Below are 26,578 nucleotides of genomic sequence, written 5' to 3' on the forward strand. Positions count from 1 at the left end.
ATGCAGCCACTCAGCCGCAGCTGGGCAGGTTCTTTTCCTGACGTTTGGCTTCCCCCCAAAGGGCATCCAGTTCGTCAAGGTTACAATCTTCTATGGGCCGACCGCTGTCACGCAAGGCCTGTTCGATGAAGCGAAAACGCCGTTCGAACTTGCGGTTGGCGCGGCGCAGGGCGTTTTCCGGGTCGTGCTTGAGGTGGCGGGCCAGGTTGACGGTGGCAAACAGCAAGTCACCGATTTCATCCTCGAGGGCATCGGCATCGCCGTCAGCCATGGCCTGCAGCACTTCGTCGAGTTCTTCGCGGACCTTGTCCAGTACCGGCAAAGCGTCTGGCCAGTCGAAACCGACCGTGGCCGCACGCTTCTGCAGTTTGGCCGCCCGAGACAATGCCGGCAATGCCGACGGCACGTCATCGAGCAGCGACAGCTGTTCAGGTTCGCTCTTCTCGGCGCGCTCTTCGGCTTTGATCTCCTCCCAGCGCGACTTGACCTCGGCCTCGCTCAGGCTGGGGGTGTCCAGCGGCGCGTACAGTTCGCCGGTCGGGAATACATGCGGGTGGCGGCGGATCAGCTTGCGGGTGATGGCATCGACCACGCCGCCGAACTCGAAACGCCCCTCCTCGCGGGCCAGCTGGCTGTAGTAGACCACCTGGAACAGCAGGTCGCCGAGTTCGCCCTGCAGGTGCTCGAAATCACCGCGTTCGATGGTGTCGGCAACCTCGTAGGCTTCCTCGATGGTGTGCGGGACGATACTCGCGTAGTTCTGCTTGAGGTCCCACGGGCAGCCGTACTGCGGGTCACGTAGGCGGGCCATGAGGTGCAGCAGGTCTTCGAGGGTGTAGGTCATTCAATCAGGTCCTTCGGCGGTGCGCCCTTCGCGGGCAAGCCCGCTCCCACATACCTTGCGCCATTATTGTGGGAGCGGGCTTGCCCGCGAAGCAGCCACCTCGGTCTCAAGGGGTACGATTACGCCGCGTTTCGATGATGTTCGGCAACTGCGAGATCCTGCCCAGCAGACGCCCCAGCGCATCCAGGCCTGGAATTTCGATGGTCAGCGACATCAGCGCGGTGTTGTCTTCCTTGTTCGAGCGGGTGTTGACCGCCAGCACGTTGATCTTCTCGTTGAGCAGCACCTGCGACACGTCACGCAGCAGGCCTGGGCGGTCATAGGCACGGATGACGATGTCGACCGGGTAGGTCTGCACCGGTATCGGGCCCCAATTGACCTGGATCATCCGCTCCGGCTCACGCCCCGACAGTTGCAGCACCGAGGCGCAGTCCTGGCGGTGAATGCTCACGCCGCGGCCCTGGGTGATATAGCCGACGATGGCATCGCCCGGCAGCGGCTGGCAGCAGCCGGCCATCTGCGTGAGCAGGTTGCCGACGCCCTGGATCTGGATGTCGCCACGCTTGCCGGTACGCGTGCCGGTTGGCTTGCGCGGCACCAGTTCGATCTGCTCGATACGGTCGGGTTCGAGCAGTTGCTGGGCAGCGTTGACCAAGTGCGCCAGGCGCAGGTCGCCAGCACCGAGCGAGGCGAACATGTCCTCGGCGGTCTTGACGTTGGTCTTCTCGGCCAGGCGCTCGAAGTCCACCTGCGGCAAGCCCAGGCGGCTGAGCTCGCGCTCGAGCAGGCTCTTGCCTGCGGCAACGTTCTGGTCGCGCGCCTGCAGCTTGAACCAGTGGACGATCTTGGCCCGCGCCCGCGAAGTCGTGACATAGCCCAGGTTGGAGTTCAGCCAGTCACGGCTCGGGCTGCCGTGCTTGCTGGTGATGATCTCCACCTGCTCGCCGGTCTGCAGGCTGTAGTTGAGCGGCACGATGCGCCCGTTGATCTTGGCGCCACGGCAGTTGTGGCCGATCTCGGTGTGCACGCGGTAAGCGAAGTCCAGCGGCGTGGCGCCCTTGGGCAGGTCGATGGCGTGGCCGTCAGGGGTGAAGATGTACACCCGGTCAGGCTCGATATCGACTCGCAGCTGTTCGGCCAGGCCGCCAATATCCCCCAGTTCTTCGTGCCATTCGAGCACCTGGCGCAGCCAGGAAATCTTCTCTTCATAGTGGTTGGAGCTGGGCTTGACGTCGGTGCCCTTGTAGCGCCAGTGGGCGCAGACGCCGAGCTCGGCTTCCTCGTGCATGCCGTGGGTACGGATCTGCACTTCCAGCACCTTGCCTTCGGGGCCGATGACCGCGGTGTGCAGCGAGCGGTAACCGTTCTCCTTGGGGTTGGCGATGTAGTCGTCGAACTCTTTGGGGATGTGCCGCCAGAGTGTGTGCACGATACCCAGCGCGGTGTAGCAATCGCGCACCTCCGGCACCAGCACACGCACCGCGCGCACATCGTAGATCTGGCTGAACTCCAGGCCTTTGCGCTGCATCTTGCGCCAGATCGAATAAATATGTTTCGCCCGGCCGCTGATGTCGGCGTTGACCCCGGTGGCCAGCAGCTCGTTCTGGAGTTGGTTCATCACGTCGCTGATGAAGCGCTCGCGGTCCAGCCGGCGCTCATGCAGCAGCTTGGCGATCTGCTTGTACTGCTCGGGCTCGAGGTAGCGGAAGGACAGGTCTTCCAGCTCCCACTTGATGTGGCCGATGCCCAGGCGATGGGCCAGCGGGGCATAGATGTCGGCCACCTCGCGCGCGACGCGCAGGCGCTTTTCGTCATCGGCGGACTTCACCGCACGGATCGCGCAGGTACGCTCGGCCAGCTTGATCAATGCCACGCGCACATCGTCGACCATCGCCACCAGCATCTTGCGCAGGTTCTCGACCTGCGCCTGGGAGCCCAGCACCAGCGACTGGCGCGGGCTGAGGCTAGCGCTGATGGCAGCCATGCGCAGCACGCCGTCAATCAGCTTGGACACCACCGGGCCGAACCGCTGCCCCACCTCGGCCAGGGTCACCTTGCCCTCACGCACCGAACGGTAGATGACCGCCGCCACCAGGGAATCCTGGTCCAGCTTGAGGTCGGCGAGGATTTCGGCGATTTCCAGGCCTGCCTGAAAACTGGAGGTACCATCGGCCCACGAATGCTTGGCCGGGTTGCCCTTTTTCTCGATTTCCTGGGCGAACTCGCAGGCCTCTTTGAGTGCCACGCGATCCAATGCCGAATCGACGCTCACCACGTGATCCAGCCATGCTTCGAGATTGATACTGCCGTCGGTGTTGACCGGCTGGTGCACTCTCACCTGTACCATCTTTGCTTTACCTTTCCATACAGCGCACCACGCGGGTGCGCTGGCTATCACCGTGTGGCCTCCATTCCATGGAAACCGCACCAAGGGGCCAGTTGGCTAGCCCGCTTCGAATAACGCCATGGCTTCGACATGCGCCGTCTGAGGAAACATGTCGAGAATCCCGGCCCTTTTTAACCGGTACCCTTGGCCGACCAGCACCTGCGCATCTCGCGCCAGCGTGGCCGGGTTGCACGATACGTAAACCAGCCGCTTGGCCTTGAGCCGTGCGATGCCTTGCACGACTTCGAAAGCACCGTCGCGTGGTGGATCCAAGAGTACCGCAGAAAAGCCCTCGGCGGCCCATCCGGCGCCTGCCAAAGGCTGCGATAAATCGGCCTGAAAAAACTGCGCGTTATGCACATTGTTGTTTCGGGCATTGGCCGCGGCCCGATCGACCATGGCCTGCACACCTTCCACCGCCACCACCTCACGCGCCTGCCGGGCCAGCGGCAGGGCGAAGTTGCCCAGGCCGCAGAACAGGTCCAGCACGCGTTCGTCAGCCTGCGGTGCGAGCCAGGCCAGGGCCTGCTCGATCATCGCCGTGTTGACCTGGGCGTTGACCTGGACGAAGTCGCCTGGGCGCCAGGCCAGCTGCAGTTGCCAGGGCTCCAGCGCGAAGCCCAGTTCAGCGTCGCTATCTACCGGCGCTGGCTCGCCCTCACCTTGCAGCCACAGCTGTGCCCTGGCCTCGCTGCAAAATGCCTGCAGCTTGGCCAGGTCTTCAGCTGGCAACGGCGCCACATGCCGCACCAACAAGGCCTCGGCTGTGCCGCTGAACAACTCGACATGGCCGATGACCTGCGGCTTGCTCAGCGAACGCAGCACCGTGGGCAGGTGACGCAGAATGGACTGCAAGGGCTGTACCAGCACGGCGCACTCGTCGATGGCAACGATGGCCTGGCTGGCCTCGGCACGGAAGCCGACCTCCAGCTGCCGGGCTTTCACATCCCAGCGCACCGCTACTCGCGCCCGCCGCCGGTAGCCGAACTCCGGCCCGCTCAAAGGCGCGGCCCACTCTTCAGGTTGCACGCCAGCAACCCGTTGCAGCTGTTCGGCCAGAGTGCGCTGCTTGAGCGCCAGCTGGCCCTCGTGCGGCAGGTGCTGCAGGTTGCAGCCACCGCAGCGGGCGTAGTAGCGGCACGGCGCTTCGCGGCGCTCGGGGCTGGCTTGCAGCACACGCTCAAGGCGTGCCTCCACTACCTTGCCGCGGGCATTGAGCACGCGCGCCTCTACCGCTTCGCCCGCCAGGGCACCGCTGACAAACCAGGTGCGCCCGTCGTGGAAGGCGATGCCCCGGCCGTCACCGGCCAGGCGCTCGATGTCCAGGCGCTGTTTTTTACCCACGGGTACCTGGGGTGCGCGGTCGCCGCCGGCCGGCTGGAAGCGCAGGCCGCTGTTGCTTTTCTTTCTGGACATTTAGCTCGGGTCAAACAGGCCGGTGGACAGGTAACGGTCGCCACGGTCACAAATGATCGCGACCATTACCGCGTTTTCAACTTCACGGGACAAGCGCAGCATAGCCGCCACCGCACCACCGGAAGACACACCGCAGAAAATGCCCTCTTCACGGGCAAGGCGGCGAGTGGTGTCCTCAGCCTCTTGCTGGGACATGTCCACCACGCGGTCAACCCGGGTGGCGTCGAAGATTTTCGGCAGGTATTCCTCGGGCCAGCGGCGAATGCCCGGGATGGCCGAGCCTTCCATCGGCTGCAGGCCGACGATCTGCACGGCCGGGTTCTGCTCCTTGAGGTACTGCGAGCACCCCATGATGGTGCCGGTGGTCCCCATGGAGCTGACGAAATGGGTAATGCTGCCTTGGGTCTGCTGCCAGATTTCCGGGCCGGTGCTGTTGTAATGGGCAATCGGGTTGTCGCCATTGGCGAACTGGTCGAGGACCAGGCCACGGCCTTCGGCCTGCAGCTTTTCGGCCAGGTCGCGGGCGCCTTCCATGCCCTCTTCCTTGGTGACCAGAATCAACTCGGCGCCGTAGGCGGTCATCGCCGCCTTGCGTTCGGCGGTGGAGTTGTCGGGCATGATCAGGATCATCTTGTAGCCCTTGATCGCCGCCGCCATGGCCAGGGCGATGCCGGTGTTACCGGAGGTCGCTTCGATCAGGGTGTCGCCGGGCTTGATCTGGCCGCGCAACTCGGCGCGGGTAATCATTGACAGTGCCGGGCGATCTTTCACGGAGCCGGCAGGATTGTTACCTTCGAGCTTGAGCAGGAGGGTATTGCTGGTTTCGCCAGCGATGCGCTGCAGGCGAACCAGAGGCGTATTGCCGACGCAATCGGCGATGGTTGGGTACTGCAAGGTCATGGCGTATTTCACAATCCGGACGGCAGGGGCGCCTATCATACCGGCAAACACTTCCCCGCCATATCACGCAATCTGTGGAGGATATAGCTACAAGCTATAAGCCATAGGGTTCGCGGGGTGTGCAGCGCCCGTAGGTGCGGCGATATGGGCCGGCAAACGCATACACAAGCGCAGCCCGCGATCGCCGTTTTCAGCCCACAGCGTGCCGCCCTGGCGCTGGATCGCACTGCGGGCGATGCTCAAGCCCAAGCCGAAACCACCGTCGCCGGGCCGCGAGCCATCGAGCCGGGTAAACGGCGCAAAGATTCGCTCCAGATCTTCCTCGGCCACCCCACCGCCTTCATCTTCAAGCCACAAGCGCCAATAACCCCCTTCGCGCAGCCCGGCCAGGCGCACCAGGCCGTTCTTCGGCGAATGGCGGATGGCATTGCGCAGCACGTTCTCCATGGCCTGGGCGAGGTAGTTGAGATTGCCCTGTACCCAGCAGTCGACGGGCAGTTCGCAGCGCAGTTGTTCGTGCGACCACCCGCTTTCGTAACTGGCATCCTCGGCCAGCAGGTCCCAAAGCGCCTGCACCTGGATGGGCTCAAGGTTCATCGGTGCACGCTCGGCATCCTGCCAGGCCAGCTGCAAGGTGTTCTCGACCAGTTGCTGCATGCAGTCCACTTCACGCCCCAGCCGCTCGCGCAACCGCTGCAGGTCGGTTTCGCCGTCGCAGGCCACGCGCAGGCGGCTTAGCGGCGTGCGCATCTCATGGGACAAATCCCGCAGCAACTGTTGCTGCATGGCCACCGTGCCTTGCAGCCGCTCGGCCATCTGGTCGAAGGCACGGGCCAGTTCGCCCAGCTCGTCATGCCGGGCAATAGTGCGTGAATCCAGGCGCGCCGAGAGCTGGTCGGCGCGCCAGGCATTGGCCTGCTCGCGCAACTGGTTGAGCGGCACGATCAGCATGCGGTAAAGGCCAACGCACAGCAGCAAGGTGAACAGGCCGGGGATGATGCCATTGGTCACCACTCGCCACAGCAGGCGGTGCTGGCCGGGGTTGAAACGCTCCGGCAGCTCAATCACCAGCATGCCCTGCTGCGGCGCCCCCGGGAACGGTATGCGTAACCAGGGCTGGTCGACGGTACGCCGGCTCATGGGCCAGTCGACGCCCCGCAGGCGGGTGAGCCGCTGCATGATCTCGGGCCCGAGGGTGGCGCTGTCGAGGGGCCGCAGGTTGATGTCGAGCACGCCCACCCAACCGTGCTCCCGTTGGTGCATGCCCGCGATCCAGTGGTCCAGCCCCGCTCGCCCACCTTTTTGCCAGGCCAGCTCGGCCTCGCTGGCGTAGCCGCGCAGCACCTGGCGGGCAGGCTCGTCGAGAAAGGCGTTCTGGGTTTCCACGTGGCGGCCCCAGGTATAGCTGAGGCCAATCATCAACAGGCAAAAGCCCACCAGCAGGATGGACAGCTTCCAGAACAGCGAGTGGCGATCGAGCATCGTTTACTCCGCCTCGCCGGCGCTGAGCACGTAGCCCTTGCCCCACACGGTGCGGATCTGCCGCTCGAGGTAGCCGATGCCCTTGAGCTTGCGGCGGATCTGGCTGACATGCATGTCCAGGCTGCGATCATGCCGCGAATAGCCGCGCTGCAGCACGTGCTGGTAAAGGAAGGGTTTGCTCAGCACTTCGTCAACGTTGCGGTTGAGGATGTCGAACAGGCGGTACTCGCTCGGTGTCAGGCCTGCGTGCTGGCCGCCGAGGCTGACATCGCACAGCGTTTCGTCAAAACGCAGCTCGCTGCTGGCGGCATCCAACGGCGGCTGATGGCGGCGCTCCAACGCGACGCGGCGCAGGATTGCCTCGATGCGCACCCGCAACTCGACCATGCTGAAAGGCTTGGGCAGATAGTCATCGGCACCGCGCTGGAAACCGCTGATTCGGTCGGCCTCGGCCCCCAGCGCCGACATCAGGATTACCGGGGTGGCGCTGCGCCGACGCAGCTGGGCCAATGCATCCAGGCCGTTGAGCCCGGGCAGCAGGATATCCATCAGCACCACGTCGAAGGCTTGCCGGCCTGCCGTTTCCAGGCCTTCGAGGCCGCTGCGGCACAAGGTCACCTGAAAACCGCCGCGTTGCAGTTCTTCGTGCAGGTAGGCGCCCAGGACTGGATCGTCCTCGATGGCGAGGATCCTGGATGTGTTAATAGCTACGGGATTCATTGGCAACTGCCATGCATTCTCAGTTGCGTGATTATTGAGCATGCTCGGTCTCCAGGCAACCGCCTGGCGACCAATGCCGGGCCGTACCGGTAAAAACCGCTATAAAAGGGTGCATTAGACCAGCAGCCGGAGTAACTTTCCGCTTTGCGCCGTCGCCCCGGTGACGGCATCCAGGCACATCACAGGAGGCGAGTGTGCTCGATCGTTTGGGAATCAGAAGCCGGGTACTGCTGCTGGCGCTGTTGCCTGCCAGCTTGATGGCTCTGGTGCTGGGCAGCTATTTCACCTGGTTGCAGCAAGACCAGTTGCGCACCCAGCTGCTGCAGCGCGGCAAGATGCTCGCCGAGCAACTGGCACCGCTGGCTGCGCCTGCACTGGCCCGGCAGACCCCTGCCCAACTGGAGCGCATTGCCGCGCAGACGCTGGAGCAGGCCGATGTGCGCGCAGTCGCCTTCCTGGCCCCGGACCGTTCCCGCCTGGCCCATGCCGGCCCCAGCATGATCAACCAACCGCCCAGTGGCGGTACCGGCACCCAGCTGCTGCAGCGAACGGGCAACGACGCCACCCGCTACCTGATGCCGGTGTTCGGCCACCACCGCGACCTGGCCACCGATGCCGTGCCGGCCGAAGCCGAGCGCCTGCTGGGCTGGGTCGAGATCGAACTGTCGCACGACGGCACCCTGCTGCGCGGTTACCGCAACCTGTTCACCAGCGTGCTGCTGATTCTCGCCTGCCTGGTGCTCAGCGGCCTGTTGGCGATGCGCATGAGCCGCACCATCAACGACCCGATCGCGCGCATCAAGCACGCGGTCAACCAGTTGAAGGACGGCCACCTCGAAGAACGCCTGCCGGCCATGGGCAGCCACGAACTGGACGAGCTGGCCCGCGGTATCAACCGCATGGCCGAAACCCTGCACAGCGCCCACGAAGAACTGCAGCACAGCATCGACCAGGCCACCGAGGACGTGCGCCAGAACCTTGAAACCATCGAGATCCAGAACATCGAGCTGGACATGGCGCGCAAGGAAGCCCTGGAAGCCAGCCGCATCAAGTCGGAGTTCCTGGCCAACATGAGCCATGAGATCCGCACCCCGCTCAACGGCATCCTCGGCTTTACCCACCTGCTGCAGAAAAGCGAGCTCACCCCGCGCCAACTGGATTACCTGAGCACCATCGAGAAGTCCGCCGACAACCTGCTGGGGATCATCAACGAGATTCTCGACTTTTCGAAGATCGAAGCCGGCAAGCTGGTGCTCGACAGCATACCGTTCAACTTGCGCGACCTGGTCCAGGATACCCTCACCATCCTCGCCCCTGCCGCCCACGCCAAGCAGCTCGAACTGCTCAGCCTGATCTACCGCGATACCCCGTCATCGCTGGTCGGCGACCCGCTGCGGCTCAAGCAGATCCTCACCAACCTGGTGAGCAACGCCATCAAGTTCACCCGCGAAGGCACCATCGTCGTGCGTGCGATGCTCGAAGACGAACACGAAGACAACGCGCAACTGCGCATCAGCGTGCAGGACACGGGGATCGGCCTGTCGCCCCAGGATGTGCGAACGCTGTTTCAGGCCTTCAGCCAGGCCGACAACTCGCTGGCGCGCCAGCCAGGCGGCACCGGCCTGGGGCTGGTGATTTCCAAGCGGCTGATCGAGCAGATGGGTGGCGAGATCGGTGTCGACAGCACGCCGGGTGAAGGCTCGCAGTTCTGGATCAGCCTGAGCCTGCCCAAGGCCCACGACGATATCGAACAGCAGCCGCCGCAACCGCTGCTGGGCCGCCGCGCGGCCATCGTCGACGGCCATGAGCTGGCCCGCCAGGCCCTTGAACACCAACTTGAGGACTGCGGCCTGAGCGTCAGCCTGTTCGCCTCCTTCGAGCAACTGCTGCAAGGTGTGCAGGCAGGCTTGCAGGCGGGCATGCCGTTCGATTTCGCCGTGCTCGGCGCCAACCTGGGCAACCTCTCGCCCGAGCAACTGGGGCATTACCACCAGCAACTGGAGCGCTCCCACTGCCAGTGCGTGGTGTTGTGCCCGACCACCGAGCAGGCGCTCTACCACCCCTTCCTGCCCAATGGCCACGGCCAGCTGTTGTCCAAACCCACCTGCACACGCAAGCTGCGCCGCTTGTTGCTGGAGTTGGTGCAGCCACGCAGGCCGCTCGTCGAGACGGCGCCAGGCCTGAGCGGCCAGCGCCAGCCGAAGATCCTCTGCGTCGACGACAACGCCGCCAACCTGCTGCTGGTACAGACCCTGCTGGAAGACCTGGGCGCTGAAGTGCTTGCGGTCGACAACGGCTATGCCGCGGTGCAGGCGGTGCAAGGCGAACCTTTCGACCTGGTGCTGATGGACGTTCAGATGCCAGGGATGGACGGCCGCGCCTGCACCGAGCAGATCCGCCTGTGGGAAAACACCCAGAGCGGCAGCCCGCTGCCGATCGTCGCCCTTACTGCCCACGCCATGGCCAATGAGAAACGCGCCCTGCTGCACAGCGGCATGGATGACTACCTGACCAAACCGATCAGCGAACGCCAATTGGCCCAGGTGGTGATGAAATGGACCGGCCTGAGCCTGGGTGCCGGGCCGCTGGAACGGCTGGAGGAACAGCAGGCGGAGGGCCAGGATCTACCGGTGCTCGACCCTGAGGAAGGCTTGCGCCTGGCCGCAGGCAAGCCGGACCTGGCGGCGGACATGCTGAGCATGTTGCTGGCATCGCTGGCCTCCGACCGGGACGCCATTCGTGCGGCGCGGGAAGCTCAGGACCGCCACAGGCTCATCGAACAGGTGCACCGTTTGAACGGTGCCTCGCGCTATTGCGGCGTGCCGCAGTTGCGCGCCGCCTGCCAGCGCAGCGAAACCCTGCTCAAACAGGAACACCCGCAGGCGCAGCAGGCACTGGATGAGCTGGATGGCGCGATCAACCGACTGGCAGAGCAGGCGCGGCAGAGCGCCTGACCTCCATGGCCTCATCGCCGGCAAGCCGGCTCCCACAGGGTGATCACTGAGCTTGATAACTGCGGGGTACCTGTGGGAGCCGGCTTGCCGGCGATGAGGCCGGTGCAGATCAACATCCCTGACCGGCCAGGTGGCTACAATCCCCCAACCACCGCAAAGGAAGCCCGACCATGCGCGCACTGTTGTTCAGCAGCCAGCACTACGACCAGGAAAGCTTCACCCAGGCCGCTCAAGCCAACGCCCTGGACCTGCATTTCCAGTCCGCCCGCCTGACCCTCGACACCGCCGCCCTGGCCCAGGGCTTCGAGGTGGTGTGCGCTTTCATCAACGATGAACTCGACGCCCCGGTGCTGCAGCGCCTGGCCGCCGGCGGCACACGCCTGATCGCCCTGCGCTCAGCCGGTTACAACCATGTCGACCTGGCCGCCGCCGCGCGCCTGGGCTTGGCGGTGGTGCGCGTACCCGCCTATTCGCCGCATGCCGTGGCAGAACATGCGGTGGCGCTGATACTTGCGCTCAACCGGCGCCTGCACCGGGCCTACAACCGCACCCGCGAGGGTGACTTCACCCTGCATGGCCTGACCGGCTTCGACCTGCACGGCAAGACCGTCGGCGTGGTTGGCACCGGCCAGATCGGCGCGGCCTTTGCCCGGATCATGGCGGGCTTCGGCTGCCAACTGCTGGCCTTCGACCCCTACCCCAACCCGGAATTGCTGGCCCTGGGGGCACGCTACCTGGCGCTGCCGGAACTGCTGCGCGAGGCGCGCATCATCAGCCTGCACTGCCCGCTGACCGAGCACACCAGGCACCTGATCAACGCGCAAAGCCTGGCCCAGATGCAGCCCGGCGCCATGCTGATCAACACCGGCCGCGGTGCGCTGGTCGATACCCCGGCACTGGTCGACGCGCTGAAAAGCGGCCAGCTCGGCTACCTGGGCCTGGACGTTTATGAAGAAGAAGCCCAGCTGTTCTTCGAGGACCGCTCCGACCTGCCGCTGCAAGACGACGTACTGGCGCGGTTGCTGACCTTCCCCAACGTGATCGTCACCGCGCACCAGGCGTTCCTGACCCGCGAAGCACTCGACGCCATTGCCGCCACCACGCTGGACAACATCATCCGCTGGGCGGCGGGGAATCCGCAGAATCTGGTCACAGGTTGATGCTAGGATACGCGGCATTTCTGGAGGACCCATGGTCGAGCACGATTTCCGCTACACCCTTTTCAACCCGCAACACACCCTGATCGAATGCCGCGCCCTGGTGCCGGGCCGCTATCAGGTGACCGGCAACGGTGGTTCGATGCACAAAGGCGACGCCTTGCTGGTAACCCTCAAAGGCAGCAAGGACCTGGCCATGCGGCTGACCGTTGAAAGCGTGCGCCACCTGATCAACCCACGCGGCCAGTGGGTGGCTGTGGCCAGCGGCCCGGCGTTCAACGAGCTGGAAATCCTCACCTGGCAAGCCGAATGCGACAGCTGCGATGCAGTGCTGGACTTCGAGTTCGCGGTGGACGCCAAGCTGGGCAAGAAAGCCCGCCAGCCAGCCGCCACTGCACGCATCGCCGAGCTGGGCTGGGCCAGCCATGGCGACAAGCACCTGTGCCCGAAATGCCAGGAGCGTACCGCGTGAAAAACCTGCTGACCGGCGCGCTGATTGCCACCGGCCTGCTGGGCTGCGCCGCCGAACCGTCAAAGCTGCAGCAGGAGCGCAGCTATGTGCTGGAATGGATCGGCGAACGCCCGCTGATCGACTACAGCCACCTGACCCTGACCTTGGCCAGCGATGGCCGCGCCTATGGCAACGCGGGCTGCAACCATTGGTTTGCGCCCTATACGCTTGATGGCGAGCACTTGAGCTTCGGCAAGGTCGGCAAGACCCGCAAACTGTGCGCGCCAGCATTGATGGAGCAGGAAAAGCGCTTCCTGCAGGCGCTGGAGACCGTGCAGCGTTGGGATGTCTCGCCTATCGAGCAGATGCGCTTCTGGCCGGCCGAAGGCAAGCCGCTGCGCTTCTGGCCAGAGGAAGGCTGAAGACTGCTGGGGCTGCTTTGCAGCCCTTCGCGGGGCAAGCCCGCTCCCACAGCAATGGTGCTGAATTCGAGACCTGTGGGAGCGGGCTTGCCCCGCGAAGCTTTTCGGATCAGGCGCCTTTGAGGGCCTTGATCTTGGCCTGCAAGCCTTCCAAGGTCTGCTCGCCCAGCAGCTGCTCACGCACCTTGCCCTTGTCATCGATGATGTAGGTCACCGGCAACGCCTCGCTGCGCGGCAGGTCGTAGCGCTCGGCCGGGTCCTGGGCCAGCACGGTAAAGCCGATGCCCAGGGTGTCTGCAGCCTGCTTAAGCTCCTGCCCCTGCAAACCATCGAAGTTCACCCCCACTACCTTGATACCGTCGGCCGCCCACTGCTTGGCCGCCGTGTTCAGTTCCGGTACCTCGGTACGGCACGGGCCGCACCATTCCGCCCAGTAGTTGAGCACCAACCAGTGCCCGTCGAGCTGCTCGGCCTTTACCGTCTTGCCGTGTTGGTCCACGCCGTAGTCGGCACCGCAACCACCGAGCAACAGGCTCGCGGTGATGGCCAGTACTGCTGCCAAACGCCTTGCCATGGGTCAATCCTTATCAAGTTTTCAAGCAAATGGGTCAGTCGCTACGGTTAGAATAGCCGCCACACCCAGCTGGATGCGACCCGACATGACTGACCTGACGCTCTATCATAACCCGCGCTGCTCTAAATCCCGCGGCGCGCTGGAACTGCTCGAAGCACGCGGCCTGGCGCCGACCATCGTGCGCTACCTCGAAACCCCGCCAGATGCGCCCACCCTCAAAGCGCTGCTTGGCAAGCTGGGTATCGCCCCACGCCAGCTTCTGCGCACCGGCGAAGACGAATACAAGGCACTCGAGCTGGCCAACCCGGCACTGACCGACGCACAACTGATCGACGCCATGGCCCACAACCCCAAACTGATCGAGCGGCCAATACTGGTTGCCGGTGACAAGGCAGTGATCGGCCGGCCACCGGAGAAGGTGCTGGAGATCCTGCCGTGAGTGCGCCTTACATTCTGGTGCTGTATTACAGCCGTCACGGCTCGACCAGCGAAATGGCCCGGCACATCGCCCGCGGCATCGAACTGGCCGGCATGGAAGCACGCCTGCGCACGGTGCCGGCGATTTCCACCGAGTGCGAAGCCGTGGCCCCGGACATCCCGGCCAGCGGCGCGCTGTATGCCATCCTCGACGACTTGCGCCACTGCGCCGGCCTGGTGTTGGGCAGCCCAACCCGTTTCGGCAACATGGCCGCGCCGCTCAAGTACTTCCTCGATGGCACCAGCAGCCTGTGGTTGGGCGGTGAATTGGTCGGCAAGCCGGCTGGGGTATTCACCTCCACCGCCAGCCTGCACGGTGGCCAGGAGACCACCCTGCTGTCGATGATGCTGCCGCTGATGCACCACGGCATGCTGGTCATGGGCCTGCCGTACAGCGAATCGGCACTGCTCGAAACCCGCGGCGGCGGCACGCCTTACGGCGCCAGCCACCATGCCGGTGCCGACGGCAAGCGTGAGCTGGACCCGCATGAGATCGCCCTGTGCCGCGCCCTTGGCCAACGCCTGGCGAGCACCGCCAAGGCCTTGGAGGGCGCGCGTGGCTAAGAAGCCCAAGGTATTGCCCGCGGTCGAATGGCTGGCACCGCGCCTGCGCCTGACGCGGGCATTGAGCCTGGCGTTGTTCTTTGGCCTGATCGCGCTGCTGGTGGTGAACAACCTGTGGTTCGCCAACCTGCACGGGGCGAGGGTCGAGGTGATCCTGGCGATCGAGTTGATACCCCTGCTGCTGTTGCTGCCGGGCATGCTGCTGGGCAGCGCCCGGGCGCATGCCTGGACCTGCTTTGTGGTGAATATCTACTTCATAAAGGGCGTGCTGGCGGCGTTCGACCCGGCGCGCGCGGTGTTTGGCTGGGTTGAGGTGCTGGTGAGCCTGGGGTTGTTCGTCAGTGCGCTGCTGTATGTGCGCTGGAAGTTCCAGCATGAGCGGCGCATGGCGGGCGAAGGGCGTTGATGTCGGGGGGCTGCTGTGCAGCCCAATCGCCGGCAAGCCGGCTCCCACAGAGGCCGCGTCGGCCCGGCAACCTCAATGGTTGACGGTATGCGCCAGCATCACAGAGAGCTGGCACAGCGGCCGCCCGCTCTCGGCATGCCACTGGTTGAACGCCTGCTGCACCAATGCCAGATCGCGCTGGCTGGTCGGCTGCTTGTCGATCACCTTCTGGGCAATCAGCGCGGCGGCCATGTCGTCGGTGGGGATGAACGTATCCTTGCCGACCATGCGCAGGAAGCGCGGTGCAGATAACCCGCCCAGCTGGTTGCCGTGCTTGGCCAGGTATTTCCACAAGCCGACGATATCGGTCACCGGCCAGTCGGCGATGAACGCGCCAAAACTGCCCTTCTCCTTGGTGATATCGAGGATCATCTGCGCATTGCGCGGTACGCTCTTGAGCTTGCCCAGGTGACGGATGATGCGCACGTCCTGCATCATCCGCTCGAGGTGCTCGGCGCCCATCAGCACGACCTTCTCCGGGTCGAACCCAAAGAACACCTGCTCGAACGCCGGCCACTTGGCGTCCACCAGGCTGTGCTTGAGCCCGGCGCGGAACACCCGCAGGGCCAAGGTCGACAGGTAGCGGTCGTCGCTGATGTCGCGCAACTGCGCGGGCGTGCGCGGCTGCGGCAAAAAGGCTTCGAGGGCCTGGGCCGAGCCGAAGCGGTTCAGGCAGTACTCATGCAACCACTGGTAATCGCGCATGGGCTCAGATGTTCAGCACGTCGAGGAAGCGCGGCGTGGCGCTTTCGTCGATTTTCAGGCTGGTGAAGTCGAACAGGTTGCGGTCGGCCAGCTGCGACGGTGCAACGTTCTGCAAGGCACGGAAGATGCTCTCGGTACGGCCCGGGTGCTTGCGCTCCCACTCCACCAGCATGTCCTTGACCACCTGGCGCTGCAGGTTTTCCTGCGAGCCGCACAGGTTGCACGGGATGATCGGGAATTCTTTCATGTCCGAGTAGGCCTGAATGTCCTTCTCGCTGCAGTAAGCCAGCGGGCGGATCACCACGTTACGGCCGTCATCGGCGCGCAGCTTGGGTGGCATGCCTTTGAGCGAGCCGTTGAAGAACATGTTCAGGAAGAACGTCTCGACGATGTCGTCGCGGTGGTGCCCCAGGGCCATCTTGGTCGCACCGATTTCGTCGGCAAAGGTGTACAGGGTGCCGCGGCGCAGGCGCGAGCACAGCGAGCAGGTGGTCTTGCCCTCGGGTACCAGCTCCTTGACCACCGAGTAGGTGTCCTTCTCGACGATGTGGTACTCGACGCCCAGCTCCTTGAGGTAGGCCGGCAGCACATGCTCGGGGAAGCCGGGCTGCTTCTGGTCCATGTTCACCGCGACGATCTCGAACTTGATCGGTGCCACCTTCTGCAGGTGCAACAGAACGTCGAGCATGGTGTAGCTGTCCTTGCCGCCAGACAGGCAGACCATGACCTTGTCGCCATCCTCGATCATGTTGAAGTCGGTGATGGCTTCGCCGGCGAGACGACGCAGGCGTTTTTGCAGTTTGTTCTGGTTGACCGAGAGGGTGCCCATAGCGCTTGGATCCGCGAGGTGTGACAAAAGCCGACTATTTTACGCACAAACCACGCGCGGCTGTAGGGATTCCGATAAAGACTTCAAGGGAATCAGCAGCCGGCGTGACAGCGCGATTTGCTCTAAAAAGCGCGGTTTGTGCCGTTAACCGCTTCCTATACTGCGACATAAGGCCACATTACCGCTTTGCTTCGGTGTCCTGGCCTCGGGCCGCTTGCGCTCCATGTGGGGGGCGATTGGCAACACTGAGAGGAGTGACCGGCATGATTCATCACGTTGTGGGGCTGTTTACCCATCCCGACCAGGAATGGCGGGAAATTCGTGGAGAAGAAGAAAGCATCAGCCACATGTACCTGACACACACGCTGATCCTGGCGGCGATCCCCGCCGTTTCGGCATTCATCGGCACCACCCAGGTGGGCTGGGTGATTGGTGGCCGCCCGGCGGTCATGCTGACCATGGAAAGCGCCATATGGATGAGCATCATGTCCTACCTGGCGATGCTCGCCGGGGTGGCGGTGATGGGCGCGTTCATTCACTGGATGGCCCGCACCTACGACGCCAACCCGTCCATGGCGCAATGCATCGCCTTTGCCACGTACACCGCAACCCCGCTGTTCCTCGGCGGCCTGGCAGCGCTCTACCCGCACCTGTGGCTGGGCATGCTGGTGGGCACCGCGGCCATTTGCTACACCGTCTACCTGCTGTACGTCGGCCTGCCGACGTTCATGAACATACCGTCCGATGAAGGCTTCCTGTTCTCCAGCTCGGTGCTGGCAGTGGGCCTGGTCGTGCTGGTAGCGATCATGGCTGCCACCGTGATCATCTGGGGACTGGGCGTGGGGCCCGTCTATACCAATTAGCGTTTGAACACATAGAAATCCAACACTGGGGCATCAAACCAGAGGCCGCCGCAAGGCGGCTTCTGGCTGTGTGCAGACCGGCGGTCTCGGCAGGCCGCGAATGCTTGCGGCATAATGCCCGGTCAGGAGAATTGCCCCGCCATGCCCGAGCTGCTCAAACAACGCGTCGAAACCTGTTACCAGCAAGCTGAAACCTTTTTCAAACGCCCCTTCCCGCGCCCGGAAGTCAGCTTCAAGTTGCGCGGCCAGAAGGCGGGCGTCGCCCACCTGCACGAGAACCTGCTGCGCTTCAACCTGCAGCTGTACCGCGAAAACCAGGAAGACTTCCTGCGCCAGACAGTGGCGCATGAGGTGGCTCACCTGGTGGCCCACCAACTGTTTGGCGACCGTATCCAGGCGCATGGCGAGGAATGGCAGCTGATCATGCGCGGGGTGTATGAACTGCCGCCCAATCGTTGCCACAACTATGAGGTGCGCCGGCGGGTGGCGACCCGCTACATCTATCGCTGCCCTTGCCCGCAGAGTGACTTTCCGTTCACTGCACAGCGGCACAAGCTGGTGCACCAGGGGCGGCGGTATTTATGTCGGCGGTGTCGGGAGATTCTGGTGTACAGCGGTGAGACTCGGGTTGAATGATCCGGCTTGCCCCGCGAACAGGCTGGTACTGACACAAAAAAGGCGACCCGAGGGTCGCCTTTCTCATGCCTGCATCACACTCAACGAACCGGGACTTCAGCAACACCCAGGTCATCGGTCGGGGTGGTCAGTTCGAGTGGCGCGCCACCCGAAGCCAGCTCCGATGCCAGCTTGTCGTCGTCCATTTCCTTCACCCACTTGGCCACCACCACGGTAGCCACAGCGTTGCCGATCAGGTTGGTCAAGGCGCGGGCTTCGGACATGAAGCGGTCGATACCGAGGATCAGCGCCAGGCCGGCAACCGGCAGGTGGCCGACCGCCGACAGGGTCGCGGCCAGCACGATGAAGCCCGAACCGGTAACACCGGCAGCACCTTTGGACGCGACCAGCAGCACCAGCAGCAGGGTGATCTGGTGGGTGATGTCCATGGTGGTGTCGGTGGCCTGGGCGATGAACACCGCGGCCATGGTCAGGTAGATCGAGGTGCCGTCCAGGTTGAACGAGTAACCGGTCGGGATCACCAGGCCCACTACCGACTTCTTGGCACCCAGGCGCTCCATCTTGGCCAGCATGCGTGGCAGGGCCGACTCCGAGGACGAGGTACCCAGTACGATCAGCAGCTCTTCACGGATGTAGCGGATCAGCTTGAGGACGCTGAAGCCGTGGGCCCGGCAGATGCCGCCCAGCACCACCAGCACGAACAGCAGGCAGGTGATGTAGAAGCAGGCCATCAGGTAGCCCAGCTGCACCAGCGAGCCAACGCCGTACTGGCCGATGGTGAAGGCCATGGCGCCGAAGGCACCGATCGGGGCCAGCTTCATGATCATGTTGATGATGTTGAACATGACATGGGCGAAGCGGTCGATCAGGTCCAGCAGTGGCTTGCCGTAGCTGCCCAGGCGGTGCAAGGCGAAGCCGAAGATCACCGAGAACATCAGCACTTGCAGGATGTCGCCGTTGGCGAACGCACCTACCACGGTGTTGGGGATGATATTGAGCAGGAAGCCGACGGTGGTCTGCTGCGCGCCGGCGGCGGCGTAGGCGGCCACACTGCTGGCGTTCAGCGTAGTGACGTCGATGTGCATGCCAGCGCCCGGCTTGACCACGTTGACGACCACAAGGCCAATGATCAGGGCGATGGTGGAGACGATTTCGAAGTACAGGAGCGCATAGCCGCCAGTCTTGCCGACCGACTTCATGCTCTGCATGCCGGCGATGCCGCTGACCACGGTGCAGAAGATGATGGGCGCGATGACCATCTTGATCAGTTTGACGAAGCCGTCACCCAAGGGTTTGAGGGCAACGCCGGTTTCTGGGTAGAAGTGGCCGAGCAGAATGCCGATGGTGATGGCAACGATCACCTGGACATACAGGGATTTGTACAGCGGCTGACGTGTCGTCATGGCTAATTTTCCTCAAGTGTGCCGGCTTCACCCTTCCCAGGGTGTCGGGGCACCTGAATCGCTAACCCTCCTGCACCCGGAGGGATTTGTCGTTGTGTTCGAGCTGCCTGGGCAGGCCTCTGCCAACTCAGATAGCAAGGGCAATGCCAAAATGCCCACCAAGGGTGCAAAGCCCGTATTTGCAAGGGGCAAATGCCCAACGACAGTGCGAATCATCTGAAGAAAGATGGCGGATTTCCGCCCGGTGGCGGGATTTGTACAGGGGGCATGGCGGGAATCCGCCCAAACCTATGGATCAGTCGAGATGAAAGGTGATGCGGAAAGCCGCCCCGCCCAATGGCGAATCATCCAGGCTCAGCTCGGCGTCGTAGCTGTCGATGATGTCTTTGACCACCGCCAGGCCGATACCCTGGCCCGGGTGCTGACGGTCCAGCCGCTCGCCGCGCTCCAGAATCCGCTGGCGCTGGTCGGGCGGCACGCCGGGGCCGTCATCTTCGACGCATACCGTCAGTTGCCTGGGGGATTCTGCCAAGCTGACTCGAACGTGGCCAAGGCTCAGCCGATAGGCGTTTTCCAGCAGATTGCCGAGCAATTCCAGCAGCGCGCCCTGCTCCATCGGCACTTGCGCCTGGGCGGGCACCTCCAGCTGCACTTCGACGCGCTTGTCGCGGTAGACCTTGGCCAGGGTGCTGCACAGGCTCTCCAGCACCGGGCGCAGCTGCACACTGTGGCGCACCAGGCCGCTCTTGCGCAGGCTGGCGCGTTGCAGCTGGTAGTCGATTTGCTGGCTCATGCGCTCGATCTGGCTCTGCAGCACCCACGCCTGCTCACGCTCGCTATCGCGCTGCTGCATGCTCTCCCCCACGCCCTGCAGCACTGCCAGCGGGGTTTTGAGGCTGTGCGCCAGGTCCCCCAGTGAATCGCGGTAGCGCTGGCGCTGTTCCCGCTCGCTGCGCAGCAAGCGGTTGAGCGAACCGGTCAGGCGCAGCAGTTCACGCGGGTGTTCGGTGCTAAGCCCATCGCGCGCGCCGGCTTCCACTTCGTCCAGCTCGCGGCTCAGCCGCCGCAACGAGCGCAGCCCCCAGGTCAAGCCGGCCCAAAGCAATATGAGCAACGCCAGCAGGGCAGCGCCAAAGCCGAGGTAGAGTTTTTCGCGCAAGCCACTGAGGGTCTGCTTGTACTCGAGCACCGGCAGCAGGGCGACGATGCTGTAAGCGGCGCTCTGGCCACCGAGCAGCTTGATCTCGACGTCGTAGACGAAAAATTCTTCGCCGTCATCCTGATGCATGCGCGCGAATTCGTTGCCCCGCCCGTCATAGCGCGGCTGGTAATTGATGTGCTGGTCGGCGGTGGCGCGTGAGCGCCAGACCAGCTTGCCGTCGCGGTCAAATATATAGCCGAGCAGGCCGGTATACGGCAGGTTGTAACGCTCGTCCGGCAGCAGCTCAGGCATCTTCAGCTGACCATGCTCGATGCGTGCGGCGGAAATCAGCGTCGTCACGTCTGAAGCCAGGCGTTGTTCTATCGCCTCCTGCAGGGCCAGGCTGAAGGCCTTCTGCAAGGCGGGCAGCAGCGCCAGCATGAACAGCACCGCCAGCACCGCCGCCGCGAGCATCAGGCGCACCCGCAGCGAACGGATCATCGGCAGCGCTCGGTGAACAGATAGCCCAGGCCGCGCACCGTGTCGATCGGCTTGAAGCCTTGCTCGCCCTCAAGCTTGCGCCGCAGGCGACCGACCAGCACCTCGATGACGTTGGGGTCACGCTCCTCGTCGCCGGGGTACAACTGCTCCATCAGGCGTTCCTTGGCCACAACCTGCTGGTGATGACGCATGAGGTATTCGAGGATGCGGTACTCGTACGCGGTGAGCGCCAGCGGCTGCTGGTCGAGGGTTGCCTGTTTGCGGTTGAGGTCCAGGGCCAGGGGGCCTGCGGCGATGGTCGACTGGGTAAAACCGCTGGAGCGACGCAGCAGGGCATTGAGGCGCGCTTCGAGTTCTTCGAACTGGAAGGGCTTGACCAGATAATCGTCAGCACCGGCGGCCAGGCCTTCGACCTTGTCCTGCCAGTTGCCGCGGGCGGTGAGGATGAGAATGGGGAAGGTCTTGGCTTGGCTGCGCAGGCGGCCGATCAGCTCCAGGCCGCTCATGCCGGGTAGGCCCAGGTCGATCACGGCCAGGTCGAAGTGGAATTGCTCGGCTTGATACAACGCTTCTTCGGCATCGCCCACGGCTTCGACCACATGGCCGCTTTCGCCCAGGCGTGTGTAGAGGTGGTGCCTTAACAGGGCTTCGTCCTCGACCACCAGCAGTTTCATTGGGTTCTCCTTTTAAGGGGCCAGTGTGGGCCTTATCGCGGGCAAGCCCGCTGCTACAGAAACGCGCTTGCCCGCGATAAGGCCCGCACAGGATACCGCGCCCCTCAGAACTTGTAGTTCGCCGACAGGTAGGTTTGCGCGCTGCTGGTCAGGCGCAGGGTACCGTCTTTCGGCCCACCGCTCTCACCCACTTCGGTAGCCGCGTTGGTGCGCAGATAACGGTAGCCCAGCTCGACCGAGGCTTTGTCGGTAATCTCCTGGATCACACCGGCCTGCAGGCCGACAGCATAGCCATAATCGGTATCACGGCTGGCGCCGGGGGAATCCTGGGTCAGCTTGGTCATGCCCAGGCTGCCGCCACCGAACAGCTTGGTGGTATCGCCCACGGGCAGGAACACGTCGTAGCTGCCCAACAGGTTTTCCTGGCGCAGCTTGAGGCCGCTGTGGTCTCCCGAAACGTTGTCGTAGGTCATGTAGTAGCGACCCTGTTCATTGATTTTGCCCAAACGCACGCCCCAGGTGTCGTCTTTGCCGATGATGCCGTCGGCATTCAGGTTATCGGTATTGCGCTGCAGCAGGCCGGACTTGCGTACCTTGTCGCTGGTCTGGCCGTACGTGAGGCTGGCGAAATTGTCGTCGGCGGCCTGGGCGGTGGTGATGCCAGCGGCGCAGACGGCCATGGCGGCAAGCAGGGTGTTGAAGGTTTTCATGGTGTATTACTCCAGTTGAATGCGCTGTTTCGGTCTGGAAGCTAGAGTAAGCAGGACGCCCTGAACCGCGGCTGAACCCTGGCTGAACCTCGGCTGAACGAACCGTTTGCAAAACAAGGAGTAGTGAACATGCGTGCCCTGCTGGCTTTGACCCTGATGTGCAGCGCCGCTCTTGCCCAGGCGGCAGTAGTGACCCGTGAGATCCCCTACCAGGACGAGGAAGGCAAGCGCTTTGTCGGCTACTACGCCTATGACGATGCGCTGGACGACAAACGCCCGGGCATCGTCGTGGTGCATGAATGGTGGGGCCTGAACGACTATGCCAAGCGCCGTGCTCGTGACCTCGCGGCGCTGGGCTACAAGGCCCTGGCCATCGACATGTACGGCGATGGCAAGCACACCGAGCATCCTCAGGATGCCCAGGCCTTCATGGCCGAAGCGATGAAGGACCCGGCCGCAGCGGCCGCGCGCTTCGATGCTGGCCTTGAGCTGCTGAAGAAGCAGCCGAACGTCAACAAGCACAAACTGGGCGCGGTGGGTTACTGCTTCGGCGGCAAGGTGGTGCTCGACGCGGCGCGGCGCGGCGAAAAACTGGACGGTGTGGTGAGCTTCCATGGCGCCTTGGCCACCCAGACGCCGGCCAAGCCTGGTGTGGTGCGGGCCGACATACTGGTCGAGCACGGCGCGGCCGACAGCATGGTCACTGAGGAGCAGGTGGCGGCGTTCAAGGCGGAAATGGATGCGGCCAAGGTCAAGTATGAGTTCGTCAGCATTCCCGAGGCCAAGCATGGCTTCACCAACCCGGATGCCGACCGCTTGAGCCATGGCGAGCATGGCGGGCCGGACATTGGCTACAACAAGGCCGCAGACCAAAGTTCGTGGGCGGATATGCAGGCGTTCTTCAAACAGGTGTTCAAGTGAAGATCGCCAGGGCCGCTTTGCGGCCCATCGCCGGCAAGCCGGCTCCTACATTTATTGTGAAATCCTTCTGATTGCTGCGCCGTATCTGTAGGAGCCGCCTTGCCGGCGATGGGCTGCGCAGCAGCCCCATCTCCCACACAGCCACAACGGCTGGCACAATACCGGGCATGAACAGACTGCCTTCCTGCTGTGCCCCGCTCCAGCACCACTGGCCCCTGCCCCGCCCGCTGCCCGGTGCGGTGCTGGTCAGCTGCGCCTTCGACCCCAGCCACCTGGCCGCCGACGACTTCCAGCGTGCCGGCATCGTCCCCAGCGCCAGCCTGCAACGCTCGGTGGCCAAGCGCCAGGCCGAGTACCTGGCCGGGCGCGTCTGCGCACGCGCCGCCTTGCAGCACCTGGATGGCCGAGACTACGTGCCGGGTACCCATGAGGACCGCTCGCCGATCTGGCCCGCCGGCATCCACGGCTCGATCACCCACGGCAAAGGCTGGGCCGCCGCCGTGGTCGCCGCAAATGGCAGCGCGCACGGCCTGGGCCTGGACCAGGAAACGCTGCTCGACGACGAACGCGCCGAGCGCCTGATGGGCGAAATCCTCACCCCCGCCGAGCTGGCACGCCTGGACCGCAGCCAACTGGGCTTGACCGTGACCCTGACGTTCTCGCTCAAGGAAAGCCTGTTCAAGGCCCTCTACCCCCTGACCCGCCAGCGCTTCTACTTCGAGCACGCCGAAGTGCTGCAGTGGTCCGCCGATGGCCTGGCACGCCTGCGGCTACTCACCGACCTGTCGGCCGAATGGCACCACGGCGTCGAGCTGGAAGGCCAGTTCTGCATGCAGGACGGCCACCTGCTCAGCCTGGTCAGCGTATAGCGCTTACAGTGGCGCCTGCTCGCGTGGCCAGCTCAGGCTGAAGCAGGCACCGCCCAGGGCATCGCTGCGGCCCACCGTGGCCCGGCCAGCGTGCCAGTAGATGATCCGCCGCACGATCGACAACCCCAGGCCATGCCCGCCCGAGGCCCGCGTGCGGCTGTCGTCCAACCGGGTGAAGGGGGTGAAGATGCGGTCCCAGTAACCCTCCGGTATGCCCGGCCCGTCATCTTCGACATCGATGCGGCAGCGCTGCTGGCCCAACTGGTAGCTCAGGCGCACTTCGGAACCGGCATGGCGCAGTGCATTGCCGACCAGGTTCTGCAAGGCACGGTGCAGGTAGCGCGGCTCGGCCTCGACCCAGGCGCTTTCACCGTCCTGCAGGTGGCACTCACCGCGCACCAGCCTGACCTCTGCGTTCAGCGGCGCCAGTTCCTCGATCACCCGGCCCAGCAAGGCGTCCAGGTCGATGCGCTGGAACTTCAGCGCGGGCGCGCCCTGCTCCAGGCGGGCATAGGTCAGCATCTCGTCCACCAGCTTGTCCAGGTCCTGGATATCGCCGTCCATGCCGGCCAGGTGCTTCGCACGGGCCTGCTCGGTAGGCGCACTTTCGATCATCTCCAGCCCAAACCGCAAACGCGCCACCGGCGTGCGCAGCTCATGGGACACCGCCCGCACCAGTTCGCGCTGCATGTTCAGCGAGCGCTGCAGGTGTTCGGCCATGCCGTTGAACGCTGCTGCCAGCCGCCCCACCGAATCGGCGTCATCTGCCGGCACACGGGTTTCCAGGCTGCCCTGGGCGATGCGCGTGGCGGCGATTTCCAGCCCCGACACACGGCGTTCCAACTGGCGCACCAGCAAGTACACCACCAGGCCGATCAGGCACAGGCCAAGGAAGGCGATCAGCACCAGCAACTGCGGTGGGTATGGGTTGAGCTGGTACAGCGGGCCGATCTCCAGTACCCAGGGTGAACCCGGCACGCCGGCGAACACGCGGATCGAATCGCCATCCTTGCCCAGTGCCATGACCGTGTCGCCCTCTTCTACCCGGCGCCGCTGGTCATCGTCCAGGCCAACCCGCTCCAGGCGCTGCAAGGCGACGCCAAAACCAAAACCCTTACTCTGTTTCAACTGCTCAAGGCGTTGCTGCTGCTCGGTTACCGGGTAGCGCACCAGTTCATCGGTGAGCAGATAAAGGGTGGCACGCGCCAGCTGTTCGCTGACCTGCTTGACCTCGGCGACCAGCAGCACATCCTCCTGGCCGACCTTTCGCAGTACCTGCGCGGCGTGCGGCCCGGTCTTTTCCACCACCACAAGCCCCCGGTACAAACGCGCGCGCTGGCCGCCGTCGAGGGTGCGCGCCGACATGGGCTGCAAGTCCAGCGGTACGCCGAGCAGGCGCTCCCACATCAGCAACGAGCGTTTGCGTTCGGTTTCGTTCTGCTGGGCAAGGTTGTCGGCCATCAGGCTGAACGTGCCCTGCGCCAGGCGCTCACGGTGCTGGGCGGCGCGCACCTCGTTGACCAGGTGCAGGCTGAGCACGCCGAGCAGGGCCACCAGCACCAGCACCGCAAGCATGCCGCCGTAGATGCGCAGGAAGATCGAGTTGTTCATGGTGCATCGCCGACGAACAGGTAGCCCTTGCTGCGCAGGGTCTTGATCAGCCGTGGGTGGATCGGGTCGTCACCGATCTTGGGGCGGATCTTGGAGATACGCACATCGATGGAGCGGTCCTGGCCGTCATAGCCGACCCCACGCAAGGCGGTGAAGATCTGCTCGCGCGACAGCACCCGCCCGGCATTGCTCGCCAGCAGCCAAAGCAGGTCGAACTCGGCACCGGTCAGCTCGATCAGCTGTTCACCAAGCCTGGCTTCGCGCAGGCGGTTGTCTATGCGCAGCGCACCGAACGCCAGCTCCTGGCGTTTGTGATCTGCCGGTTCGCTGCGCCGCAGCAGGGCCTGGATGCGCGCCAGCAACAGGCGTGGGCGCACCGGTTTGCACACGTAATCGTCGGCGCCCAGGTCCAGGCCCTGCACCTGGTCGAGTTCATCGCTGCGGGCGGTGAGCATGAGGATCGGCCCGGGGTATTGGCCCCGCACGCGCCGGCAGATGCTCAGGCCATCCTCGCCAGGCAGCATCAGGTCGAGGACCACAAGGTCCGGCTGGCTGTCGACGATGCGCCGCGCAGCGCGGGCGCCATCGCCTTCCACCGCCACCTCGAAGCCGTTGGCCTGCAGGTATTCGGCTGTGAGTTCGGCGAGGCGCTGGTCGTCTTCGACGATGAGGATGCGAGGGGTGGGTTGGTGGTCCATGGCGTTTGGCCTTTTATTGTTGTGTCTTGATGCAGTTCGAGTCGCTTCGAGGTGCTTGTCGATAGGGTGTCGGCGTTCTCAAGATCGAGCGCCGCCCGCGGGGCGCTTGCCTTGGGATCTTCAGCGCCCTTGAGATCGAGCGCCGCCCGCGCGGCGCATCGCGGGCAAGCCCGCTCCTACATTTGTTGCAACGTGCCATGGCCTGATAGGCCATAGTTGTTAGCC

Annotated in this window: 26 protein-coding genes; 11 read left to right on the plus strand and 15 right to left on the minus strand. The window is 64.1% G+C overall.

What is annotated here, in order from left to right; genetic code table 11:
• Positions 1 to 10: 10 nt before the first annotated feature.
• The 6 genes from mazG to ACFY68_RS24260 form a co-directional block, all read right to left on the minus strand.
• The gene (gene mazG / locus ACFY68_RS24235) at positions 11 to 844 is read right to left on the minus strand and encodes a nucleoside triphosphate pyrophosphohydrolase (RefSeq protein ID WP_387532683.1); all 834 of its coding nucleotides are present in this window, start codon (positions 842 to 844) and stop codon (positions 11 to 13) included.
• Between the two features lie 106 nt (positions 845 to 950).
• On the minus strand, positions 951 to 3,191 hold the full coding sequence (gene relA / locus ACFY68_RS24240; RefSeq protein WP_346616098.1) for a GTP diphosphokinase: 2,241 nt from the start codon (positions 3,189 to 3,191) through the stop codon (positions 951 to 953).
• A gap of 96 nt (positions 3,192 to 3,287) precedes the next feature.
• Positions 3,288 to 4,646, minus strand: a complete 1,359-nt coding sequence (gene rlmD, locus ACFY68_RS24245) for a 23S rRNA (uracil(1939)-C(5))-methyltransferase RlmD (protein ID WP_387532686.1) — start codon at positions 4,644 to 4,646, stop codon at positions 3,288 to 3,290.
• Positions 4,647 to 5,546 (minus strand): cysteine synthase CysM, encoded by a 900-nt coding sequence (cysM, locus tag ACFY68_RS24250; RefSeq protein WP_346616100.1) that lies wholly within the window; start codon positions 5,544 to 5,546, stop codon positions 4,647 to 4,649. It lies immediately after the preceding gene.
• Positions 5,547 to 5,633: 87 nt separating this feature from the next.
• Positions 5,634 to 7,028, minus strand: coding sequence for a histidine kinase sensor domain-containing protein (locus tag ACFY68_RS24255; protein WP_387532689.1), 1,395 nt, complete (start codon positions 7,026 to 7,028; stop codon positions 5,634 to 5,636).
• Between the two features lie 3 nt (positions 7,029 to 7,031).
• Positions 7,032 to 7,748, minus strand: coding sequence for a response regulator transcription factor (locus tag ACFY68_RS24260; protein WP_387532692.1), 717 nt, complete (start codon positions 7,746 to 7,748; stop codon positions 7,032 to 7,034).
• Between the two features lie 194 nt (positions 7,749 to 7,942).
• Between ACFY68_RS24260 and ACFY68_RS24265 the strand changes: the two genes are divergently transcribed.
• From ACFY68_RS24265 to ACFY68_RS24280, 4 genes are all read left to right on the plus strand, one after another.
• Positions 7,943 to 10,702 (plus strand): response regulator, encoded by a 2,760-nt coding sequence (locus ACFY68_RS24265; protein ID WP_387532695.1) that lies wholly within the window; start codon positions 7,943 to 7,945, stop codon positions 10,700 to 10,702.
• A gap of 170 nt (positions 10,703 to 10,872) precedes the next feature.
• Complete coding sequence (locus tag ACFY68_RS24270) at positions 10,873 to 11,862, plus strand: 2-hydroxyacid dehydrogenase (RefSeq protein WP_387532697.1); 990 nt, start codon at positions 10,873 to 10,875, stop codon at positions 11,860 to 11,862.
• A 31-nt stretch (positions 11,863 to 11,893) separates the two neighbouring features.
• Positions 11,894 to 12,331: a hypothetical protein gene (locus tag ACFY68_RS24275; RefSeq protein WP_387532700.1), complete on the plus strand. Its 438-nt coding sequence runs from the start codon at positions 11,894 to 11,896 to the stop codon at positions 12,329 to 12,331.
• Complete coding sequence (locus tag ACFY68_RS24280; RefSeq protein WP_387532703.1) at positions 12,328 to 12,732, plus strand: META domain-containing protein; 405 nt, start codon at positions 12,328 to 12,330, stop codon at positions 12,730 to 12,732. The genes ACFY68_RS24275 and ACFY68_RS24280 overlap by 4 nt, the downstream gene beginning before the upstream one ends.
• A gap of 109 nt (positions 12,733 to 12,841) precedes the next feature.
• Here the strand turns inward: ACFY68_RS24280 and ACFY68_RS24285 are convergent, their stop codons facing one another.
• Entirely contained in the window at positions 12,842 to 13,306 is a 465-nt protein-coding gene (locus tag ACFY68_RS24285; protein WP_346616107.1) for a TlpA disulfide reductase family protein, read from the minus strand.
• 85 nt (positions 13,307 to 13,391) lie between these two features.
• Here ACFY68_RS24285 and arsC point away from each other — a divergent pair, with 85 nt between their 5' ends.
• Genes arsC through ACFY68_RS24300 form a run of 3 tightly spaced genes read left to right on the plus strand, consistent with a single transcriptional unit; the run spans position 13,392 to position 14,753 of the window.
• Positions 13,392 to 13,745: an arsenate reductase (glutaredoxin) gene (arsC, locus tag ACFY68_RS24290; RefSeq protein WP_387532707.1), complete on the plus strand. Its 354-nt coding sequence runs from the start codon at positions 13,392 to 13,394 to the stop codon at positions 13,743 to 13,745.
• Positions 13,742 to 14,347, plus strand: a complete 606-nt coding sequence (gene wrbA / locus ACFY68_RS24295; protein ID WP_387532710.1) for an NAD(P)H:quinone oxidoreductase — start codon at positions 13,742 to 13,744, stop codon at positions 14,345 to 14,347. The genes arsC and wrbA overlap by 4 nt, the downstream gene beginning before the upstream one ends.
• Positions 14,340 to 14,753, plus strand: coding sequence for a DUF2069 domain-containing protein (locus ACFY68_RS24300; RefSeq protein WP_387532713.1), 414 nt, complete (start codon positions 14,340 to 14,342; stop codon positions 14,751 to 14,753). Before wrbA ends, ACFY68_RS24300 begins: the two co-directional genes overlap by 8 nt.
• 72 nt (positions 14,754 to 14,825) lie before the next feature.
• Here the strand turns inward: ACFY68_RS24300 and ACFY68_RS24305 are convergent, their stop codons facing one another.
• Both ACFY68_RS24305 and ttcA read right to left on the minus strand, forming a co-directional pair.
• Positions 14,826 to 15,497 (minus strand): DNA-3-methyladenine glycosylase I, encoded by a 672-nt coding sequence (locus tag ACFY68_RS24305; RefSeq protein WP_387532716.1) that lies wholly within the window; start codon positions 15,495 to 15,497, stop codon positions 14,826 to 14,828.
• 4 nt (positions 15,498 to 15,501) lie between these two features.
• Positions 15,502 to 16,326 (minus strand): tRNA 2-thiocytidine(32) synthetase TtcA, encoded by an 825-nt coding sequence (gene ttcA, locus ACFY68_RS24310; RefSeq protein ID WP_346616112.1) that lies wholly within the window; start codon positions 16,324 to 16,326, stop codon positions 15,502 to 15,504.
• A gap of 263 nt (positions 16,327 to 16,589) precedes the next feature.
• Here ttcA and ACFY68_RS24315 point away from each other — a divergent pair, with 263 nt between their 5' ends.
• Together ACFY68_RS24315 and ACFY68_RS24320 are read left to right on the plus strand one after the other, a co-directional pair.
• Positions 16,590 to 17,189, plus strand: coding sequence for a Yip1 family protein (locus tag ACFY68_RS24315; RefSeq protein ID WP_387532719.1), 600 nt, complete (start codon positions 16,590 to 16,592; stop codon positions 17,187 to 17,189).
• Positions 17,190 to 17,330: 141 nt separating this feature from the next.
• Positions 17,331 to 17,825 carry a SprT family zinc-dependent metalloprotease gene (locus ACFY68_RS24320; RefSeq protein ID WP_387532722.1) on the plus strand — a complete coding sequence of 165 codons (495 nt, stop codon included), beginning with the start codon at positions 17,331 to 17,333 and terminating at the stop codon, positions 17,823 to 17,825.
• Positions 17,826 to 17,905: 80 nt separating this feature from the next.
• Here the strand turns inward: ACFY68_RS24320 and ACFY68_RS24325 are convergent, their stop codons facing one another.
• From ACFY68_RS24325 to ACFY68_RS24340, 4 genes are all read right to left on the minus strand, one after another.
• Positions 17,906 to 19,228 (minus strand): dicarboxylate/amino acid:cation symporter, encoded by a 1,323-nt coding sequence (locus tag ACFY68_RS24325; RefSeq protein WP_387532725.1) that lies wholly within the window; start codon positions 19,226 to 19,228, stop codon positions 17,906 to 17,908.
• Positions 19,229 to 19,523: 295 nt separating this feature from the next.
• Positions 19,524 to 20,870, minus strand: coding sequence for an ATP-binding protein (locus ACFY68_RS24330; RefSeq protein WP_387532728.1), 1,347 nt, complete (start codon positions 20,868 to 20,870; stop codon positions 19,524 to 19,526).
• Positions 20,867 to 21,544 carry a response regulator gene (locus ACFY68_RS24335; protein WP_387532731.1) on the minus strand — a complete coding sequence of 226 codons (678 nt, stop codon included), beginning with the start codon at positions 21,542 to 21,544 and terminating at the stop codon, positions 20,867 to 20,869. Before ACFY68_RS24335 ends, ACFY68_RS24330 begins: the two co-directional genes overlap by 4 nt.
• A 104-nt stretch (positions 21,545 to 21,648) precedes the next feature.
• Positions 21,649 to 22,254 carry an outer membrane protein gene (locus ACFY68_RS24340; protein WP_387532734.1) on the minus strand — a complete coding sequence of 202 codons (606 nt, stop codon included), beginning with the start codon at positions 22,252 to 22,254 and terminating at the stop codon, positions 21,649 to 21,651.
• A 129-nt stretch (positions 22,255 to 22,383) separates the two neighbouring features.
• Here ACFY68_RS24340 and ACFY68_RS24345 point away from each other — a divergent pair, with 129 nt between their 5' ends.
• A complete protein-coding gene (locus tag ACFY68_RS24345) occupies positions 22,384 to 23,175 on the plus strand; it encodes a dienelactone hydrolase family protein (protein WP_387532737.1) in 792 nt (263 codons plus the stop codon).
• A 167-nt stretch (positions 23,176 to 23,342) separates the two neighbouring features.
• Positions 23,343 to 24,044, plus strand: coding sequence for a 4'-phosphopantetheinyl transferase (locus ACFY68_RS24350; protein WP_387532740.1), 702 nt, complete (start codon positions 23,343 to 23,345; stop codon positions 24,042 to 24,044).
• Positions 24,045 to 24,047: 3 nt separating this feature from the next.
• Here the strand turns inward: ACFY68_RS24350 and ACFY68_RS24355 are convergent, their stop codons facing one another.
• Together ACFY68_RS24355 and ACFY68_RS24360 are read right to left on the minus strand one after the other, a co-directional pair.
• Positions 24,048 to 25,655 carry an ATP-binding protein gene (locus tag ACFY68_RS24355; RefSeq protein WP_387532743.1) on the minus strand — a complete coding sequence of 536 codons (1,608 nt, stop codon included), beginning with the start codon at positions 25,653 to 25,655 and terminating at the stop codon, positions 24,048 to 24,050.
• Entirely contained in the window at positions 25,652 to 26,353 is a 702-nt protein-coding gene (locus ACFY68_RS24360; protein ID WP_387532746.1) for a response regulator, read from the minus strand. The genes ACFY68_RS24355 and ACFY68_RS24360 overlap by 4 nt, the downstream gene beginning before the upstream one ends.
• Positions 26,354 to 26,578: the final 225 nt, after the last annotated feature.

It is taken from the genome of Pseudomonas sp. NPDC012596, assembly GCF_042902325.1.
GTDB lineage: Bacteria > Pseudomonadota > Gammaproteobacteria > Pseudomonadales > Pseudomonadaceae > Aquipseudomonas.